The following is a 19168-nucleotide window of genomic DNA, read 5'->3' on the forward strand; positions in this document are numbered from 1 at the left end:
TCATTCCATGCAAATGATTTTTCTAATCATACCATACTTTACTCTGGATTAACAGGTGCCTTTTTCCAGCGTTTTAACTCTGGGAAAAACTGTTTCATCATATTCCGCGCCTCTTCCTCACTCATGCCGCTGTTCACTCCCGCCATCATAGGGACACAGCCTTCAATCATCTCTTCCATGGTACAGTCCATCGTGAACGCCCCATCATGATAGCAGTAATTACAGTAATCTTCACTCCTGCTTCCGTCTTCGTTCGTTCCATACAGTTCATCCGTATCTCCCATCGGCATACCACAGCTTTGACAATACTTTTCTTCCATTTTTCTTCCTCACAGTTCTTTTATCTCAGACTCCTTTGTCTGGATCTTAATCCTATCACGACAAACACGTCAACTGTATGTCATGATTATCCGGGATTTCCGTTTATTTTTAGTATCAATTTTCCCGAACCGGGTAATGGAAATCCCTGACCGCTTCATTAAAGTAATCATTGGATGGGCGTAGATATAATCACGGATCGTTGTCACAGCGTCCTTAAACGGGGCTGCATGATAAGGGGATTTGTCGCGCCTGAATCTCGTATCCCGGTTCAGACGGTATATAAGATTCTTTGGTGCCAGTCCAATCACCGACGGATCTTTTTCCGCCAGGCGTTCCATCACCATCTGAAGCAGCTCTTCAAACTCTGCCGCCGCCTGTTCCTTAAATGCCTTGTGGTCTGCCATCCATTTTAAGTCATTGTTCCGCTCAAGTTCTTTTAAAAAGTCCATGATACAGTTTTCTCTCATCACACCGCCTCCTATGCGTTGGAAATCATAGAATAGCAGTCCGATTTCAGAAATTCATCCAGATACTGTCGCGCTGCCCTTGTCGTCCGATAGGCTGGCAGGGAAGAAAAGACCAGAGACCGGTCATCGATCTCTTCCATCGCCGTCTTGCACTCCTGAAGGAACTCTGTATTTTCCTCCAGACTGGTATACTCCGGCTTCTCCGGATTCACCCTGTGAGTCGCGATCGCATAGGAAATCCGTTTACTGCAGGAACAGACCCCTTTACCGCTTAAGCCGCAGTATTCATCCAGAAAACCAGCCATCTTTTTCTTAATTCTGGACAGTCTCTGCCTGTAGGCCTCCGGAGAAATCTCCAGTATCTCGGCTGCCAGACGGCTGTCCACATGAAACATGGTTCCGAGTATGTAAATACAACGGCTGTCCGTATCCAGGCACTGAAGCATCACGTTCGTACAGGAGAGCTTTAATTCCTGCTCCAGCAGGTTACGGTCCACCCCCATCGTTAAGTCCGGTATATCCTTTTCTTTTCCGCTCACAATATCTTCGCCGTAGTATTCGAAGCTCAGCGGATGCTGTGCAAACATACTCTTTCTATAGTTTTTCAGATGATTGACCGCAATGCGGAATACCCAGGTGGTAAAAGCGCTCTCCCCACGGAAGGAGGCCAGATTGGTCATTACCCGGATCAGTATTTCCTGCGACGCATCCTCCGCGTCATGAATGGTCCCCAACATACGCAGGGAGAGATTAAAAACCAGATCCTGCACCCCTGTGAGAAGCTGCTCCAGAGCTCCTTTGTCCCCCTCTGCTGCCAGTCTTACCAGCTTTTGTGTTTCCATTTGTTCCTTTTCGTTCATGTCTTTTTCCTCTCTTTCGCTTTTTGCATATAACGGTTCCTGCATATCTTATTCCTGCATCCAATTAGACAATTTAATATCAGATTTGTGACATAAAACTTCAAATAAAACAGAAAGTTCTTGAAAGCGCTGGTTTTCTGTGATATTATACAGTTACAAATAAATATAAGTTCTTCGGGGCGGGGTGTGATTCCCCACCGGCGGTATAGTCCGCGACCCACTGTAACAGTGGTTGATCTGGTGTAATTCCGGAACCGACAGTATAGTCTGGATGAGAGAAGAAATTGTGTGACAGGCAGCAGTGCCTGACACGGTTTGATATGAATTATGACGCCCTGGATCAATTATCCAGGGTTTTTTTGAGTTCCGCAAGCCGGACTCTCTGTTCTGTCAGCCGATCATCAGAACTGCAGGAAGCCGCATGATTCCTCTTAGAGATGAACTTACAAAACCAAATTTCAGGAGGATACAACAATGAAAGAAAACAAACTGCTGTCAACAAAAAATGTGGTATTAATGGGCATGTTCGGCGCGCTCGCCGGTGTTCTGATGATCTTCGAGATACCGCTGCCATTTATCGCACCCAGCTTCTACGGTCTCGATTTAAGCGAGGTGCCGATTCTGGTAGGTACGTTTGCGCTAGGACCGATTGCCGGCGTCGTAATGGAACTTGTCAAGATCCTGGTTAAATTAGTTTTAAAGCCAACCAGCACCGGATTTGTAGGCGAATTTGCCAATCTGATGATCGGATGTTCCCTGATTCTGCCGGCAGGCATTATCTACCGCTTCCATAAGACAAAGAAAAGCGCGGTACTTGGCATGGCCGCAGGCGCTGTCATGATGGCTGTAGTCGGTGTTGTCATAAACGTGTATATCCTGATCCCTTTCTATTCGAATTTGATGCCGCTGGATACGATTATCCAGGCAGGCGCCGCCATTAATCCGGCAATCAGCAATGTATGGACTTTCGCCCTCATCTGTGTCGGACCGTTCAATATTATTAAAGGAATTACCGTGTCCCTGATTACATCACTCGTATATAAGAGAATCAGCGTCATTATCCACAGTGCCGGAAGATCTGAGAGGCGATCACAGGCACGCACGTAATTTCATCAGTAAAAGGAATCCTATTCTAAAAGATTGTTTAAGAAAGCGCAGCATCTATAATCGGATGCTGCGCTTTCTTCACTCTGATACCTCTTTATTCTCTGGGACCCACGATAAAATCCGCATACAGTTCTCTCCTGCTGCCGCCGACCGGCCGCACGCCCTTGATGATCCGATATCTGCCGGACTCCAGTTCTCCATACAGGCGTTCCAGGTCCACCGTAAGCGCCTTATAGGAGCCGGAGCTCACCTGATAGGTAATGCTGTTCCAGATCACGTCAGGATTCACCGGTACTTCCGACATCTCCATGCCGTCAATTCTCATGAGCCTCATCTCATCTCCAAACAGGACCGGCGATCTGGACTGGTTATTTATCTCCAGAACCAGCTTTTTTTCAAATGCCTCCTCCTCCGACCGTTTCAAATCCAGAAACAAATCAGCTTCCGGCTTAAACGGCCGGTCCGCCTCCATAGCCGCAGGATCTTCTCCGACAAAGGAGGCGTCTGTAGAAATAAGAAAGCCATATTCCGCCCGGCTTCCGTCATCCCAGACAAGCTCCAGCTTGAACCCTCGCAGTATGCCGCCTGTCATATATGCAGACATGTCCGAGCTCAGCATCGCATTCACATTGGGCGTGAGACAGAACCTCATCTCGTGGTTGTCATACTCCAGTTCCGTTGTTATGATTGACTTTTCATCGTAACGGGGGCTCCCGTCTTCTTTCAGGATATAATCGGAGAGGATCGCCTCGTCCGGCTGCTTATCTCCGGTCAGTTCTATGGTAATCCACCGCCCCAGCGGCAGATACGGAATCTCCCGTTCCTCTTTTGCAAGCACGGTAAATGGCTCCGGTCCGCAGGCCGCCGTACTGACCGTATCGCCGTCATCTCCCGGTTCATTCCACAGGATCACACCGGATGCGCTGGGAATCTCCCTGCTCTTCCTCTCCTGAGTCACTCTGATCTGTGGAAGCGGATCACCCTTTACCACCTTGAAAAAGTACTGGTAATGGGAGTAATTCTTCTCATCTCCCTGTGAAAATTCCAGCTGCACGTAATAGTCTTTTCCATTTACCGGGATGAGAATATCGGATGGGTTCATCACCTTTCCGCTGTCCACCGTATCAAACCCCATACTGTAAATGATGTAATGAATGGGATTGTCCCCATTCCCCTTGACCTTTATCTTAAAGTCATCCGCATAGAAAACCTCCGGCATATGGTACTCTCCGTCCGTCTCCTTTACGATCTTCTCCGGAGTAAGCCAGAGGCCGCAGGACGCCGCCTCCTGCTCCTTTCCATCTTTATCTGTCTCTGTTGTCAAATTATTCGTCCAGTTCTCCAAAGGCACGTAACTGATACCGTTGGATACCACCGTCACTTCCCGTTCTTCCACCGGCTGTTCCGTGGGCCTTTCGGCGGTTTCCTTCGTACATCCAGCCAAAGTAACGGCCAGAACCAGCATTGTAAAAATCATTCGGAAATATCCTGCCATCCGTATTCCCCCTGCCTGCCGCAATCTGATTTCCCCATTCTCTCTTTATCATACCATAAGAGAACAGGAATTTCTTTGCGATAACCTGACGATTTCTTTAATATCCAAATCCATACCAGCGCTTCAGACTCCCCTCGTTAAATACGTATTCCGGCGTCACAAGAGGATAGTTCAGTTCCGCAGCATAGTACCACGGATCGTCCCCGTGAAGGGGATTTTTTATGATCTGAAATTCCTGGGCCGGCATATAGCCCTGAGCCAGCAGAAAACAGCGGCTGCCGTCTCTGTTCTGCGCCACATCAGCCACCATGACGCAGTGTCCCGGACTCCCGCCCTTTATAAACATGTCTCCCGCCTGGATATCGCTCACATTTACAGGAACCGCCTCCTCGTTTAAGGAGAGTGTACCAGCGTAGATCATCACTGTTCTTAAGTATTTTAAAAACGTCTCATATGAATCGTCGGAACCGGATTTTGAAACCCAGGAAGTTTTATTTCCATCTACCACCAGTCTCTTTCCTGATTTCCAGGCCGGATAATCCATTAAAAATCCATTGGTTAAATGAAACGCAATTTTATCGTAGTCCCCCATCTTCCAGAAATACTCCGAGTAGATGCGGATAATACTGTCGGCGCACTGCTGCAGATCACCATCAAACACTGGCATGGAAAATACCGCCGCATGGGCGCTCTGATTTTGTTTCTCACTTCCGTCGTAGAGAAGGACAGGGCTCTGATCCGGTTTCATCGCATATCGCCTTAAATATCCCTGAAAGCTTCCCATTTCCTTGGGAATTCTCGTATAGCCTTCCGGTGTAAAGAAGCGTTCCTCCAGAGTCTTTCCTTCCGGATTAATCAGAGAATCCCGCTTTTCCGATGACTTCTCCTGATCCGTCACATCATCATCGCCGATCAGATAGATGATCTCCTCCTCTTTCTGCGGTGCAGACGCAGCAGGAACCTGCTCACCGGCATAGGTAACGCTCTGGCCCCCGGTTTTGCATCCCGCCGACAGAACCGCCAATATTAAACTGCCGCATATCACCGTATATCTGATGGTTCCCCTCATACTTTTCCTTTCCATCTGCACCATGAACTGCCCGCTCCGGCAGGGACTTTCGCTTCTTTTTTATTGTAGCATAAGTCTCCCGCGATTACTACACGGAAAATTGTCAGGGGCCATGCCGCTATTTCTCGAATACAAACCGGATCGCACCGGACTTCTTCTCCCCTGCCTTCACGGTCTGAAGCCCGGATTCACGGACGAATCCTTTTGCAAAAAGGTTAAAACAATCGGTCGAACAGGACTGGTTTTCGATGCAGAAGAACGGCGCCTTCGGAGTAAACACGACAATATGACCAAATTCCTCTGTGGCTTCCAGTTTTACCTTGCAGTCGTTATAGAAGATTTCCGCATGCGCTCCCGCCTGGCAGTCCGTATATACGTGATCCAGGGAAAGGCTGTCCACCAACGCGGGTGTGCGTAAATCCGGTACCGTCTCTCCTGCCGGAATCAGCTTCCCGGTAGGAATCTTCTCCTCCGTCATTTCCATAACAGAAGCGGCTGGAACGGTGATCTTCACTTCCTGTTCTCTCTTATTGAAATACGGATGGACCGCGATGCCATAGGACATTTCTCTCTCTCCGCAGTTTTCCACCTCATAGCTCCAGACCACCTCGTCAGGCAGCGCCTTGACCGTTATCCTTAATGTACTTGGGAATGGAAACATCGGGTAATCCGGCTGCGCCTCATTCCACAACAGAACACCAGTCACCAGGGCTGTCTGTCCATCTGCCTCCGCCGCCTTCACCTCGAAGGGCAGATTCTTCACCAGACCATGCATCCTGGCATCATACTGCCTTCCAAAGGCCTGAATCTTTAAACCCTCCGAGCGGTTAGGCGTCGGATAGAGGACCGGTACTCCGTACGTCGCCTTTCTCTGATAGCGTTCCTCTTCCCAGGCAATCATCTGGCGGCCTTCCCAATCCATCTGATAGATATTCATGCCATCCTCCGGATTCACGAATACTTCCATGGATTCATTCTGAAGAAGGTACCCTTCTTTTCCATTCCAAACGGATTTCTCAACTTTCATCTTCTCTTCCTCCAGTCAAATCAGCTTTTTTTAGTATAACACAAACCGTCCTTTTTTTCCACCGCACACGTCCTTTCTGGTCATTTCTTTTCTCAGAAAATCCCTGGCTTTCCAGAATCCGCAGATCCCGCCTTACCAAATCTCATTGCACCTCTATTACACAAAAAACAGCCGGACAGATCACGCGGTAATCACCGCGTAATCCTCCTGCTGTCATCATTTACTCTCTATGTGCTTTTCACTTTATTATAACCTTATTTTCTGAGGCCGGAAAACGCAGAATGCCCAGGCCAGGCTGCCGTTCAAATCATAACACGCTTATGCAGCGATCCCCGTCTTATGCAAATGGATTTTCAGACGGATAGAGCATCCCCTTCGGCTGGTTGAATCCGATATCTTCCACGCCCAGATATTTGAATACTTCAAATAATGCCTTTCCGAAATGGCCGAACGCGACTGCTCCGTGGTGTGGATAGTTCTTCTCGATCAAAACGTGACGGTAGAATCTGCCCATCTCCGGGATTGCGAAGATTCCGATGGAACCGAAGGAACGTGTCGCAACCGGAAGAACCTCGCCCTGTGCAACGTAGGCGCGAAGCTGACAATCTGCCGTACTCTGTAAACGGAAGAATGTGATGTCGCCTGGAAGAATATCTCCCTCCAGAGTACCCTGTGTTACTTCCTCAGGAAGCGCTCTTGCCATGATCATCTGATACTTCATGGAACATGCGGAAAGCTTTCTGGAACATGTATTGCCGCAATGGAATCCCATAAAGGTATCCCTGTGTGTATAGTCGTATTTGCCCTTGATATCGCCGTCGTACATGTCATCCGGCACCGTATTGTTGATATCCAGAAGTGTTACCGCATCCTGGCTCACGCAGGTTCCGATAAACTCGCTCAGCGCGCCGTAAATATCTACTTCGCAGGATACCGGGATACCCATACCAGTCAGACGGCTGTTGACATAGCAGGGAACGAAACCAAACTGTGTCTGGAATGCCGGCCAGCATTTGCCTGCAATGGCAACGTATTTGCGGTAGCCTCTGTGCTCTTCGATCCAGTCAAGCAGCGTAAGCTCATACTGTGCCAGTTTCGGTAAAATCTCCGGCTTTAGGTTGCCCTCGCCCAGTTCTTTCTCCATATCTTTCATCACATCGGCGATTCTCGGATCATCCGCATGCTTGTTATACGCTTCAAATAAATCCAGCTCGGAGTTCTCTTCAATCTCCACGCCCAGGTTATAAAGCTGCTTAATCGGCGCATTGCAGGCCAGGAAATTTAACGGACGCGGTCCAAAGCTTATAATCTTTAAGCTGGATAATCCAACCAGCGTTCTGGCGATCGGAAGGAATTCCTCGATCATGTCCGCACATTCTGAAGCGGTTCCTACCGGATATTCCGGAATGTATGCCTTGATATTGCGCAGTCTTAAGTTATAGCTGGCGTTTAACATGCCGCAGTAAGCGTCACCGCGTCCCTGGGTTAAGTTGTCGCCGCTCTCCTCTGCCGCCGCGATAAACATGCTCGGTCCGTCGAAATGTTTTGCGAGCAGTGTCTCGGAGATCTCCGGTCCGAAGTTGCCAAGATAAACGACCAGTGCATTACATCCTGCCGCCTTCACATCCTCCAGCGCCTGTACCATGTGAATCTCACTCTCTACGATGCAGACCGGACATTCATAGATGTTCTTTGCATCATATTTGGCAGCATACGCCTCCACAAGAGCCTTTCTTCTGTTGACAGATAATGATTCCGGGAAACAGTCTCTGCTGACCGCCACAATTCCTACTTTTACTTCTGGTATGTTGTTCATATGTATTTTCCTCCTGATTCTTTCTATTTATTGTTCTGCCTGCTGCTTCACTGCTCATTGCCTACGTGCAGGTTTTCACCCTTTAAGCCAATAAAGGCATTTCCCGGAAGGCCGCCCTCCTCGTGGCCGATCAGCCATTTGTTTCTTGCAAAGAGTAATTCGTCCTCTTTATTCTTAATCTCCAGCGGCTCCATATCCGTGTTGGTTCCCTTTGGAAGGACAACCACACACCGGAAGCCTCCGTCTTCTACGTGGCAGGGCGCGTAGTGAAGCGTGGTGCCGTAGACTTCGATTACCGTTCCCGCCGGTACCAGGAAGGCCTCCATCAGAGATGTGTCGTACGTGTAATCTGCCCCGATATCCTGCTGTTTTCCGATGATCAGGACGAGATCCGTCACCGCAATGTTGATCTCAGAGTTTCTGTGGTATTCTACCGCGTTTAACTTCGTATTGTGACCGTTGCAGTAGCCGATCTGAATCGGAAGCTCCCCGTACACATTATTCTGAATGACTAAAGCCTCAGGCAGCGCCTCCAGCTCCGGAACGGATGGTACGTAGATAACATCGTCCGGGAGAGGTGTATGTTCCATCTCTTTTAATATACCGGTTACATCAAGACCGGTAATCACCTTTCCATAGGCAGAAAACGCTTTGTCTGAAATGTCTTTGATCTGCATTCCCATTTAAGTATTCCTCCTCTTCTCCTATAAAGCAGCAAGCTTCTTATAGCTGTTTTTCAAATTCCCATAAAGCTCTTTATAGAGTTCATGGTACGCCTTATATTTGCCAACCACACTCGAATCCGCTCCGGTGCTCTGTGCCTCAGAAATCAGTTCGTCGCAGGCCTCCTCCACGCTTTCGTAGATACCGCATCCGACTCCGGCCAGAATCGCCACGCCGAGTGCCGGACCTTCCGTCTGTCTTACCGTATTCACACTGCAGTCATATAAATCTGCCAGCATCTGTCTCCACACAGGGCTCTTGCCGCCTCCGCCGCAGGCCATCATACTGTCAACATCGATGCCCATCTCCTTTAATATGTCATTGCAGTCAGAGAGAGAGTAGGAAACACCTTCCATGACAGCACGCAGCATATGAGCCTTCGTATGAATCGCAGAAAGTCCAAAAAACACGCCGCGGCAGTCCGGATCCAGATGGGGCGTTCTCTCCCCCATCAAATAGGGAAGATAAATCAGCTTATCACTGCCAGCCGGGATATTTGCAATATCACGATTGATCAGGTCATAGACGTCCACGTCCTGTCTCGCAGCCTCTTCCACATAGTCCTGACAGAAATTATCCTTAAACCATTTTAAAGAAAGTCCGGCCGCCTGCGTCACGCCCATGACATGCCACGTTCCTGGCACTGCCGCGCAGCACGTATGCACGCGTCCCTTTGGGTCGATCGTTACCTGGCTGCTGTGTGCAAACACGACCCCGGAGGTTCCGATCGTCGTAAATGCCGTTCCGTCCTTTACGACTCCGGTACCGACTGCCGCAGCCGCATTGTCACCGGCGCCGCCCACCACCTTTGTCTCTGTGGAAAGTCCCGTCTTGTCCGCAATATCCGGCAGAATCGTTCCCGTAACCTCGCAGGACTCATAGACTTTGCCGAGAAGAGCCTTATCAATGTTCAATTTCTCCAGCACCTCATCCGACCAGCAGCGGTTTGGCACATCGAGAAGCTGCATCCCACTGGCATCCGACACTTCAGTCGCAAACACACCAGTTAATATGTAACGGATATAGTCCTTTGGAAGCAGAATATGCCTGCATCGCTCATAATTCTCCGGCTCGTGATTTCTCACCCATAAGATCTTCGCCGCCGTCCAGCCTGTCAGAGGCGGATTGGCCGTAATCTCAATCCATCGTTCCCGGGGCATGATCTCCAGCATCTCTTCCACTTCTTCTCCGGTTCTCTGGTCACACCAGATAATGGAAGGGCGGATCACATTCCCAGCTTCATCGAGCATGACAAGTCCGTGCATCTGACCGGAAATACCAATTCCCTTTACCTCGTCCTTTCCTGCGCCTGCCTTTTTCACCACGTCTTCCACGGTAGCAATCACCGCGTCCCGCCAATCCTCGGGTTTCTGCTCCGCCCAGCCGTTATGCGGCTGATACAGCGGATACTCCCTCGAAGCCGATGCAATTATATTGCCTTTTTTATCGAACAGCACGGTCTTCGTCGCCGATGTCCCCACATCAATACCAATTAAATATTCCATTTGCTGCCTCCTTACCTGTTTCACGCAATTTGCCATAGTTTTATTATACCGTTTTCCGTCAGATTACGTGAGCAGGAACTTGACCACCTAATAGCACTTTCTTGCCCTTTTCCTATATTCACTGGGCAGACAGCCGTAACGTTTCGCAAACGCCTTCGCAAACGCCCTGCTGTCCGAGAATCCGTGATTCACGGCAATATCCCCCAGCTCATGGGCTGAATGCACCATCTCCTTCACCGCGTACTCCACCCTCAAATCCTGCAGATAATCGCGGTAGCTGATATTGGCATACCTCTTAAATATTCTGGATAAATACGTAGGGGAAAAACCAAAGCGGTCCGCCACCTTTTCTAAGGACAGTGCCTCGTCGTAATGATTTTTCATATACTCTGTAATCTCCGACAGCTTCTCCAAATGGATCTTCTGCCTGATAATATCCGGAGCCTGAGCCTGATCCTTGAACTCCGTCAGAAGCAGATACTTGACAAATTCAAACAGCCCGTTGACCTTCAGCTCCCAGGCATACGTTTTCCTCTCATACGTCCGGTACATCTCCATCACAAGACCCATCAGCTTCCCATTCTGCTCCCCCGATCTCCTGGAAAATGACAGATACGGCTGCTCCTGCAAGTAAACCTCAAATGTCTGCACAGGAATCTGCAGTACCAGGGTCCGGTTTGGAAGCGGCGCGTCGATCGCGTGCACTTCATTGGAATTCACTATAATAAAGTCCTTCTCACCAATTGGAAAATGGTTCTCCCCCAGATAAAAATCGATCTTCCCCTCCATAACAAGAAAAATCTCAATCGACCGATGCCAGTGACTGGCCCTCTTATACTTCCCCTCTCCGCCCTCAAAGAGAAACAGCTTAAACGGCAAATTATCATTCGGTATAATCATCTCATGGCTGGAATCCATCTCTTCTCCTCTTAACATTCTTAAGACAGTCTCTGCAACTGACTCTGATAGAAAAACAGGCCATCCACTGTATCCATTGGCCTGCCTTTCCGGGTTACCTGTTATCTTTGTTCCAAAAGTTTTTTCAAACGTTCGATTTCCTTCTGCTGCTCCTCTATCTCCCGTTTACGTTCCTCTATCTCCCGCTGCTGTTCCTCTATCTCCCGCTGCTGTTCCTCTATCTCCCGCTGCTGTTCCTCTATCTCCTGCTGCTGTTCCTCTATCTCCTGCTTCTGTTCCTCAATCATATACTGCACTGTATTTCTATCCAGAATCTCCAATGCTTTCGAATACATACCCACCAACTCCTCTGGTTTTACCTGAAATTGAGCTATCTCTTCGTAAATTTCGCGGAAATCCGGGTATCTCTCTATAATTCTCATGATATCCTCCGGCCTGTCAGAACTTAAGAAGAGCAGCCATGCCTCTATTTCCTCATTTAAATTGTAAGTGATTTCCCGGAAAACATCAAGAGCCACAAAAATATATTTCTGCAGTAAATCCAGTTGCAGCCCCGTATCAAACACCTGGCTGGAGCGGTGAATATACTGTCCAGCTATTTTGTGAAAATCCGCGCTGCTGTTCTCAATCAGGACAATGGTATACACATTCTGAAGCTTCTTATATGTAGACCCATTCTCTTTCCTGCCTTTTATCCGACTATACTGCCGGAGTATCAGATCAGAAGAATAGCAGGCGGCCCGCTCTCCCGGAAATGCGTAGCCAATACGCTGAATTTCAATGTTCACCAATTCTCCGCTCTCAAGTTCTGCCAGGACATCCATAATCAGCAGAGAGCCTTCCGCCGTAATCCGGTTAGATTCCGGGGATAACACCCGTTTTACCGCCACCTTCTGCTTCATAATGCAGGAAAGCATCATGGATAAGCGGTCATTGTGTACATCCGGATCAAAAACCAGTTTAAAAAAGGGATCATAACTGATTTTCAGTCCGCTGCTTCCCATGGAAAACCCGATCAGCTCCTCCTGAAATTCATTCGTCAGGAGTTGAAACTTATGCCATATATCCGGATTGGTTTTCAGCATATCCAATACCTGTTCTCTGCTTCTTGTCATCAGCGGGAATAATGGCTTTCCGGTCTGTGCGTTCTGTGCCTCCCATCCCTTTAATCCTCCTTGCTTTTTTTGACTTTCTAATACCTGTTGTGGTTTCACCTGTGCCATATGCACTTTCCTCCTTAGATTCCTGCCTCTGAGCTTGCGGCCGATACAGCCATGAACGGTTCTGCAAATCACGGTTCTAAATAACCATTTTCCGACAATCCAAATACCGATTAGAATTACATAGAAATGTGTCTAAAGTTCAGCAGAAGATATCTGCCTGAATGAGTTTATTATACCTGATATTTACTATATTTTCAAGTATATTTTACTATTTATAAGATTATTTTTTTCACTAAACCTCCGATTACCCATTTAATTAGTGTCCGCAAAAGTTTCTGCAAAAATTCACAGTGCAAAGAGTCTGCCTTGCCGGACTTTCGCACCGGAGCGCGTTTTCTACAGCAGCCACTCTCCCCTGGCGCGGAGTACGGTCCTCGCAAAGCGCATAAAACACAAAAACCGCCCGCACAGGATCAGAAAGTGATCCCATGGGGCGGCGTAGCTTTTGCATATCTATAACTCAAAAATTATTCCTCGTCAGAATAAACCGGTGCATCTTCATCCATCTGAGACATATCCTGCATCTGAAGAGCCTTCATGCTCAGGCTGATCTTTCTGTCGTCTTCATTGAAGTCAACAACCTTAGCCTCGATCTCCTGACCGATGGATAATACGTCTGATGGCTTATCTACATGATCCCTGGAAATCTGAGATACATGAAGCAATGCATCTACACCTGGTTCCAGCTCAACGAATGCGCCGAAATCAGTCATACGTGCAACTCTGCCGGTTACAATATTGCCTGCTGCGTACTTCACAGCGGCATCCTTCCACGGATTGGTCTCCGGGAACTTTAAGCTTAATGCGATCTTATCACCATTGATATCCTTGATTAAGACTCTCATCTTCTCGCCGGCTTTGAAAACCTTCTTCGGGCTCTCAACTCTTCCCCAGCTCATCTCGGAAATATGAAGTAAACCATCTGCGCCGCCAAGGTCGATGAATGCACCGAAATCGGTTACGTTCTTAATCGTTCCTTCTACGACATCTCCCGGATGGATTCTCTCAAATAATTCTTTCTGCATCTCGGCTCTCTTGGCAACCATAAGCTGCTTTCTGTCACCGATAATTCTTCTTCTCTTCGGATTGAATTCGGTAATTACGAATTCGATCTCCTGGTCTGCATACTTGGATAAATCCTTCTCATATGTGTCGGATACCAGGCTTGCCGGAATAAAGACTCTCGCCCCTTCAACTACTACGCTTAAACCGCCGTCCAGAACAGCAGCTACCTTTGCGGTAAGAACCTCATGGTTCTCAAACGCTTCTTCTAATCTCTTGTTTCCTCTGTCAGCTGCCAGTCTCTTGTAAGATAACGCAACCTGGCCTTCGCCATCGTTTACCTTAACGACTTTCGCTTCCATCTCATCACCAACAGATACAACAGTTGCGAGATCTAAATTCTGGTCATCCGTGTACTCATTACGCGGGATGATGCCGTCGGATTTAAAACCTATATTCAAGACGATTTCATCTTCTTTGACGTCGATGACTTTACCTGTGACGATCTCTCCTGTACGTATTGTTTTTAATGATTCCTCTAACATTTGTTCAAAACTTAACTCTGACATTAGTATGAACCTCCTCGATAATATGATTCGGGGTTGAAGCCCCGGCTGTAATACCTACGCTGCGCACAGAACTTATACATTCAGGATCTAAATCACCTAGTGTCTGGATATAGTAAGTGTTCTTACATTCCTTTTGGCATATCTCGTACAGCTTCTGGGTATTGGAACTCGTCTTCCCACCAACCACGATCATGGCGTCCACTTCTGAAGCTATCCGTCTTGCTTCCACCTGTCTCTCCTGTGTTGCATTGCAAATCGTATTTAAAACAAGTATATCATAACGCGTTTTAGAAAATTTTTCAACTAAATCTTGAAATTTCTTGTAATTAAATGTCGTCTGGGACACGATACACAGCTTTTCACCCTCTGAAAACGGCAAATTGTCCACTTGGTCGGGTGTTTCCACCACTAAAGTATTATCATTTCCCCAGCCTTTAATACCCTGCACCTCCGGATGCGATTCATTTCCAATGATGATCAGGCGTCTTCCCGCCTGATTCTGTTCCTGTGCGATCTTATGAATCTTCTTCACAAACGGGCAGGTGGCGTCCACAATCTCGATGCCATTTTCTTCCAGGATATCGTAAACATGCTTTCCCACACCGTGGGATCGTATGATGACGATTCCGTCGCGGAGTGCCTTAAGCTCCTCCTCTGACTCGATGACCCGTACGCCCTTTTCCTCAAAATCCTTTACCACTTCTTCGTTGTGGATGATCGGACCGTAGGTATAAATCGGTTTTCCGGCGTGCTCTATCTGTTCATATACCTTGTCCACGGCGCGTTTGACGCCGAAACAGAAGCCCGCGGTCTTAGCAACAATCACTTCCATAACGTTTTGTCTCCTCACTAGCCAATCCCTTTTTCTGCCGCCAGCCGGAGTATCTCGCCGATCACCTCGTCGATGGTCAGACCGGAGGTATCGACCAGAACCGCATCCTCTGCCTGCTTCAGCGGAGAGTTTTCTCTGTGCATATCGCGGTAATCTCTCTCCTCAATCTCCTTTTCGATTTCCTCCAGGCTACACGGCTCGCCCTTTTCAGTCAGCTCGTCGTAGCGGCGTTTTGCCCGCACCGCCGTGCTCGCTGTCAGATAAATCTTTAAATCCGCTTCCGGGAGCACGCACGTTCCGATGTCCCTGCCGTCCATGATGACATTCTCATTTCTGGCCAGTTCCTTCTGCAGCTCCACCAGCTTCTCGCGGACTGGTAAGTATATGGAGGAGGCAGAGGCCATCTGGCTGACCTCCTCCGTCCGGATCAGACCGGACACATTTTCTCCGTTTAATATCACCTGCTGGGCGCCGTTCTCATAGGAAATGGTGACGCCCACCTCTTTTACCGCCTCCGAAATCACGGCTTCCTCGTCCGGTCCGATTCCTTTTCGTAAAAAATACAGCGCCATGGCCCGGTACATGGCTCCGGTGTCCACATAGACGAAGCCGAGTTTCGCAGAAACAGCCTTTGCGATGGTACTCTTGCCTGCCCCTGCCGGGTCGTCTATTGCAATGTTATAAATCTTTGACATCCTTGACTCTCCTTTAATCTTTGGGGACGCGCCCCCGTTCTGTCTCTTCTGCCGCGCAGGCGCACGTCTGATTTCCAGTCATTCAAGATCCGGTCCGGCAGCCTCGCTTCCGGCCGTCCAGGCGGTGGACCAGGCGATCTGGAGGTTAAAGCCTCCTGTCACCGCATCCAAATCGAGCACCTCCCCGGCAAAGTAAAGCCCGGAAACCAGCTTCGACTCCATGGTAGAGGGATTCACCTCTTTCACAGATACGCCGCCCTGCGTAATGATGGCCTCGTTGTAATCGCGAAGCCCCGTAATCGTCACGGTAAATGATTTCGTCGCCTGGATTATCTGTTTCCGTTCTTCCCTGGTGATCTCATTCACCTTCTTTTCCGGAGAAATCCCGCTCCGTTCCACCATGACCGGAACCAGCTTGGATGGGAATAAATGAACCAGCGCATTCTTAAACTGCTTGTTTAAAGTCCCCTCAAATTCACGGAGAAGCCGTGCATCCAGCTGTTCCTCCGACAGCGCCGGTTTTAAGTCGATGACGAGAGAAAGCGGTCCTTTCTTCAATTCCTTCACGGCGTAGCTGCTGGCGCTTAAGAGCACCGGTCCGCTGACTCCGTAATGGGTGAAAAGCATCTCCCCGAACTCCCGGTAGATTACCTTTTTGCCGCGCATCACCGTGGCCTCAATGTTCTTTAATGAAAGGCCCTGCAGCTCCTTCACCACCGGTTCCTTCACCACAAACGGCACCAGGGCCGGTGAAAGCTCCGTCACTGTGTGCCCGGCCGCTCCGGCAAACCGGTATCCGTCCCCTGTGGAGCCTGTAGTCGGATACGACAGGCCGCCGCAGGCCACAATTACCGCATCTCCGTACACCTTCGTCTCCGCGCCGCCCTTTTTCAGGAGAATCCCGCGGCACCGGCCGTCTTCCAGAAGAAGCTCCTTTACCTCCGAGTGAAGGTGAACCTCCGCTCCCAGTCTCCCAAGCATTCCGGACAGCGCCTTAATCACGTCCGAAGACTTGTCGGACACCGGAAATACCCGGTTTCCCCTCTCGGTCTTCAGCGGACAGCCCGCCTCCTCCAGAAGTGCCATCATATCAAAATTATTAAATCCATAAAAACTGCTGTAAAGGAATTTGGAATTTGTCACCACATTCCGGAACAAATCCTCGGTGTCGCAGGCATTGGTCACGTTACAGCGCCCTTTGCCCGTGATAAAGACCTTTTTCCCCAGCTTTTCATTCTTCTCAAAAATATGGACGGTGCCGCCATTCCTGGCTGCTGCAATGCCTGCCAGCATCCCCGCGGCGCCACCGCCCACAATGATTACTGTTTTCATTTCCTGCCTCCTGCTCCCTATTAATTTACACTAAAAGACAGGAAAACACAAGTGTTCCCTTTTATTTCACAGGATTATGACTGCTGACAGCCATATCCTGCATCGGATCGGCTGGCCGGTCTCCTCAGTCTTTCCCAGACTTTGCAGGGATTAAAGTTCTTAATGCGCAAAATTTTTCGTTCAGGGAAATGTCACCTGTTTGAGCGACAGCGAGTTTGGGCATTTCCGGCTTTTAGAAAATTCTGCATTTAGAACTTTATGCCCGAAACCGGAACTGGAAAGACTGAGCCGGCCCGGCCGATCCGGACTGCGGTACTTGGCAGGAGGAACTGTAACTGCTGACGTTATAGTATACGCCCTGTAATCTGCGGCTATTTGCCGCACGCCTTTACCCGCTCCTCCAGGGCATCGACCACAGTCCTTAAGACCTTCACGCGGGCATAATATTTGCAGTTGCCTTCCACGACAACCCACGGCGCGTACGTTGTGGAGGTGCGCACCAGCATCTCGTTGACAGCGGTCTCGTACTGGTCCCATTTTTCCCGGTTTCTCCAGTCCTCGTCCGTAATCTTCCACTCTTTCGCCGGGTTCTGCTGGCGTTCCTTGAATCGGCGTTCCTGCTCGTCCTTGTCAATATGGAGCCAGAACTTGATGACCACGGCTCCGGCATTGGCCATGTGGGCCTCCATCTCGTTGATTTCCTGATAGGCCCGCTTCCAGTCCGCCTCCGAACAGAAGCCCTCGATCCGTTCCACCATGACGCGGCCGTACCACGTCCGGTCGAAGACGGCGATATGGCCCGCCTTCGGAACGTTGTTCCAGAACCGCCACAGATAATGGTGCACCTTCTCGATATCATTGGGGGAGGCGGTCGGGTTCACACGGTATCCGCGTGGATCCAAATGGCTGGTGAGCCGTTTGATAGCGCCGCCCTTTCCGCCTGCGTCCCAGCCCTCAAATCCTAAAACCACAGGAATTCTCAGGCGGTAAATCTCGCTGTGCAGAAACTCCAGGCGCTTCTGGAGCCGATCGATCTCTTTTTTGTACTCTTCCTTGGTCAGCGTCTTCGTCAGATCCACACCGGAGAGCACGCCGTTTTGATACCTCTCTTCCTTCACCGGAGGTTTCTCCGACACTTCCGGCTTCGGAGCCGCTTTCTCTCTCAAGGCCGCCTCGAAGCGATCCGCCACAAGGGTCATGATCTTGGCGGCGGCGTAATCCTTGTCCGTCGCCTCGATGATGGACCACGGCGCACGCTCCGTATCGGTCTTCTGAAGCATCTCCTCGTTGATCTCCAGATAACGGTCATACTCCTTGTTCCTCCGCCAGTCATCCTTTGTCACACGCCAGGACGTCTCCTTGGAGTCCTCCAGCTTCTTGAAGCGTTTCTTCTGCTCTTCCTGGGAAATATAGAGGAACAGCTTGATAATCACCATTCCGCCGTCATCCAGCTGGCGCTCAAAGGATAAAATATCCTGAAAGGCCTCCGGCAGATTCTTCTCCTTGATCTGTCCGTCGAACCGTTCGATCGTCACCTGACGGTACCAGCTCCGGTCGAAGATGGCGATCCGGCCGTCGGCCGGTGTCTTGGTCCAGAATCTCCACAGGAACGGGCGAAGCTGTTCTTCCTCGGTGGCCTTGCTGTTGGCAAGACCTCGAATCCTCTGGGATCCATCGCCTGAATCAGCCGGTTAATCTGCGTTCCTTTTCCGGCCGCACCCATGCCTTCAAACACGATCATGACAGGGATCCCCGCCGTTCTCAGTTCCCGCTGCAAAAGGCCCAGTCTTTCGCTCTGTTCTCCGATGACCTGCTTGTACGTATCTTTATCCATTTTCTTCGATAAATCAATTTTTTCCAGCATAACCCGTTCCTCCTTCAATCATTCTTCCGTGAAAGCCTGTTTTCCTGCCAATCAGGCTTCTTTCTTTTCAAACACCTTTGCAACTTCCTTCATGACCTCGCTTACCTTGATCATCTGCGGACACTCCTTCTCGCAGCGGTGGCAGGAGCGGCAGTCGCCCGCATTCTTATCCAGAGTCTCGTACTCCGCCCTGGCCTCTTCCTCCCTGTGCGCCGCAGTCATATTGTACAGCGAGAATATCTTCGGGATATCCAGGCCAAATGGACATGGCATACAGTATTTGCATCCGGTACATCCCACCAAAGCCATGGAAACAAAGACGCGCTTTGCCTCTTTTACCACC

At 49.4% G+C, this 19168-nt stretch carries 17 protein-coding genes, 1 pseudogene and 1 riboswitch; of the genes and pseudogenes, 1 reads left to right on the forward strand and 17 read right to left on the reverse strand.

What is annotated here, in order from left to right:
• Nucleotides 1–38 precede the first annotated feature (38 nt).
• The 3 genes from ACLTD4_RS10150 to ACLTD4_RS10160 form a co-directional block, all read right to left on the reverse strand.
• Nucleotides 39–320: a zinc ribbon domain-containing protein gene (locus ACLTD4_RS10150; protein ID WP_117623339.1), complete on the reverse strand. Its 282-nt coding sequence runs from the start codon at nt 318–320 to the stop codon at nt 39–41.
• Between the two features lie 69 nt (nt 321–389).
• Nucleotides 390–788, reverse strand: a complete 399-nt coding sequence (locus ACLTD4_RS10155) for a DUF2461 family protein (protein WP_117623338.1) — start codon at nt 786–788, stop codon at nt 390–392.
• 11 nt (nt 789–799) lie between these two features.
• On the reverse strand, nt 800–1648 hold the full coding sequence (locus tag ACLTD4_RS10160; RefSeq protein ID WP_117623374.1) for an RNA polymerase sigma factor: 849 nt from the start codon (nt 1646–1648) through the stop codon (nt 800–802).
• Between the two features lie 166 nt (nt 1649–1814).
• Nucleotides 1815–1935, forward strand: a riboswitch (FMN riboswitch).
• A gap of 187 nt (nt 1936–2122) precedes the next feature.
• Here ACLTD4_RS10160 and ACLTD4_RS10165 point away from each other — a divergent pair.
• Nucleotides 2123–2755, forward strand: a complete 633-nt coding sequence (locus tag ACLTD4_RS10165) for an ECF transporter S component (RefSeq protein WP_117623337.1) — start codon at nt 2123–2125, stop codon at nt 2753–2755.
• A 94-nt stretch (nt 2756–2849) separates the two neighbouring features.
• Here ACLTD4_RS10165 and ACLTD4_RS10170 read toward each other — a convergent pair whose 3' ends face one another.
• From ACLTD4_RS10170 to ACLTD4_RS10235, 14 genes and pseudogenes are all read right to left on the reverse strand, one after another.
• Complete coding sequence (locus ACLTD4_RS10170; RefSeq protein ID WP_055655456.1) at nt 2850–4250, reverse strand: immunoglobulin-like domain-containing protein; 1401 nt, start codon at nt 4248–4250, stop codon at nt 2850–2852.
• A 97-nt stretch (nt 4251–4347) separates the two neighbouring features.
• Nucleotides 4348–5343 (reverse strand): DUF4846 domain-containing protein, encoded by a 996-nt coding sequence (locus ACLTD4_RS10175; protein ID WP_243008378.1) that lies wholly within the window; start codon nt 5341–5343, stop codon nt 4348–4350.
• A 94-nt stretch (nt 5344–5437) separates the two neighbouring features.
• Nucleotides 5438–6346: an aldose 1-epimerase gene (locus tag ACLTD4_RS10180; RefSeq protein WP_117623336.1), complete on the reverse strand. Its 909-nt coding sequence runs from the start codon at nt 6344–6346 to the stop codon at nt 5438–5440.
• A 337-nt stretch (nt 6347–6683) separates the two neighbouring features.
• On the reverse strand, nt 6684–8162 hold the full coding sequence (locus tag ACLTD4_RS10185) for an L-fucose/L-arabinose isomerase family protein (protein ID WP_025530515.1): 1479 nt from the start codon (nt 8160–8162) through the stop codon (nt 6684–6686).
• Between the two features lie 47 nt (nt 8163–8209).
• The gene (locus tag ACLTD4_RS10190; RefSeq protein ID WP_055655460.1) at nt 8210–8845 is read right to left on the reverse strand and encodes a DUF4867 family protein; all 636 of its coding nucleotides are present in this window, start codon (nt 8843–8845) and stop codon (nt 8210–8212) included.
• Between the two features lie 21 nt (nt 8846–8866).
• Nucleotides 8867–10390: a xylulokinase gene (xylB, locus tag ACLTD4_RS10195; protein WP_055655462.1), complete on the reverse strand. Its 1524-nt coding sequence runs from the start codon at nt 10388–10390 to the stop codon at nt 8867–8869.
• Nucleotides 10391–10477: 87 nt separating this feature from the next.
• Nucleotides 10478–11308 carry an AraC family transcriptional regulator gene (locus tag ACLTD4_RS10200; protein ID WP_117623335.1) on the reverse strand — a complete coding sequence of 277 codons (831 nt, stop codon included), beginning with the start codon at nt 11306–11308 and terminating at the stop codon, nt 10478–10480.
• A gap of 101 nt (nt 11309–11409) precedes the next feature.
• On the reverse strand, nt 11410–12531 hold the full coding sequence (locus ACLTD4_RS10205) for an Rpn family recombination-promoting nuclease/putative transposase (RefSeq protein WP_243008380.1): 1122 nt from the start codon (nt 12529–12531) through the stop codon (nt 11410–11412).
• Nucleotides 12532–12998: 467 nt separating this feature from the next.
• The gene (gene rpsA, locus ACLTD4_RS10210) at nt 12999–14102 is read right to left on the reverse strand and encodes a 30S ribosomal protein S1 (RefSeq protein WP_002600372.1); all 1104 of its coding nucleotides are present in this window, start codon (nt 14100–14102) and stop codon (nt 12999–13001) included.
• Nucleotides 14083–14934 (reverse strand): 4-hydroxy-3-methylbut-2-enyl diphosphate reductase, encoded by an 852-nt coding sequence (ispH, locus tag ACLTD4_RS10215; protein WP_002600373.1) that lies wholly within the window; start codon nt 14932–14934, stop codon nt 14083–14085. Before ispH ends, rpsA begins: the two co-directional genes overlap by 20 nt.
• A 17-nt stretch (nt 14935–14951) precedes the next feature.
• Nucleotides 14952–15629, reverse strand: a complete 678-nt coding sequence (gene cmk / locus ACLTD4_RS10220) for a (d)CMP kinase (protein ID WP_412331293.1) — start codon at nt 15627–15629, stop codon at nt 14952–14954.
• Between the two features lie 78 nt (nt 15630–15707).
• On the reverse strand, nt 15708–16961 hold the full coding sequence (locus tag ACLTD4_RS10225; RefSeq protein ID WP_117623334.1) for an NAD(P)/FAD-dependent oxidoreductase: 1254 nt from the start codon (nt 16959–16961) through the stop codon (nt 15708–15710).
• 371 nt (nt 16962–17332) lie between these two features.
• A pseudogene (gene pap / locus ACLTD4_RS10230) lies at nt 17333–18825 on the reverse strand (polyphosphate:AMP phosphotransferase).
• 51 nt (nt 18826–18876) lie between these two features.
• Nucleotides 18877–19168 (reverse strand): 4Fe-4S dicluster domain-containing protein (locus tag ACLTD4_RS10235; protein ID WP_412331294.1); only part of this gene is annotated, 292 nt, incomplete at its 5' end.

This window comes from Hungatella sp. (assembly GCF_046966825.1).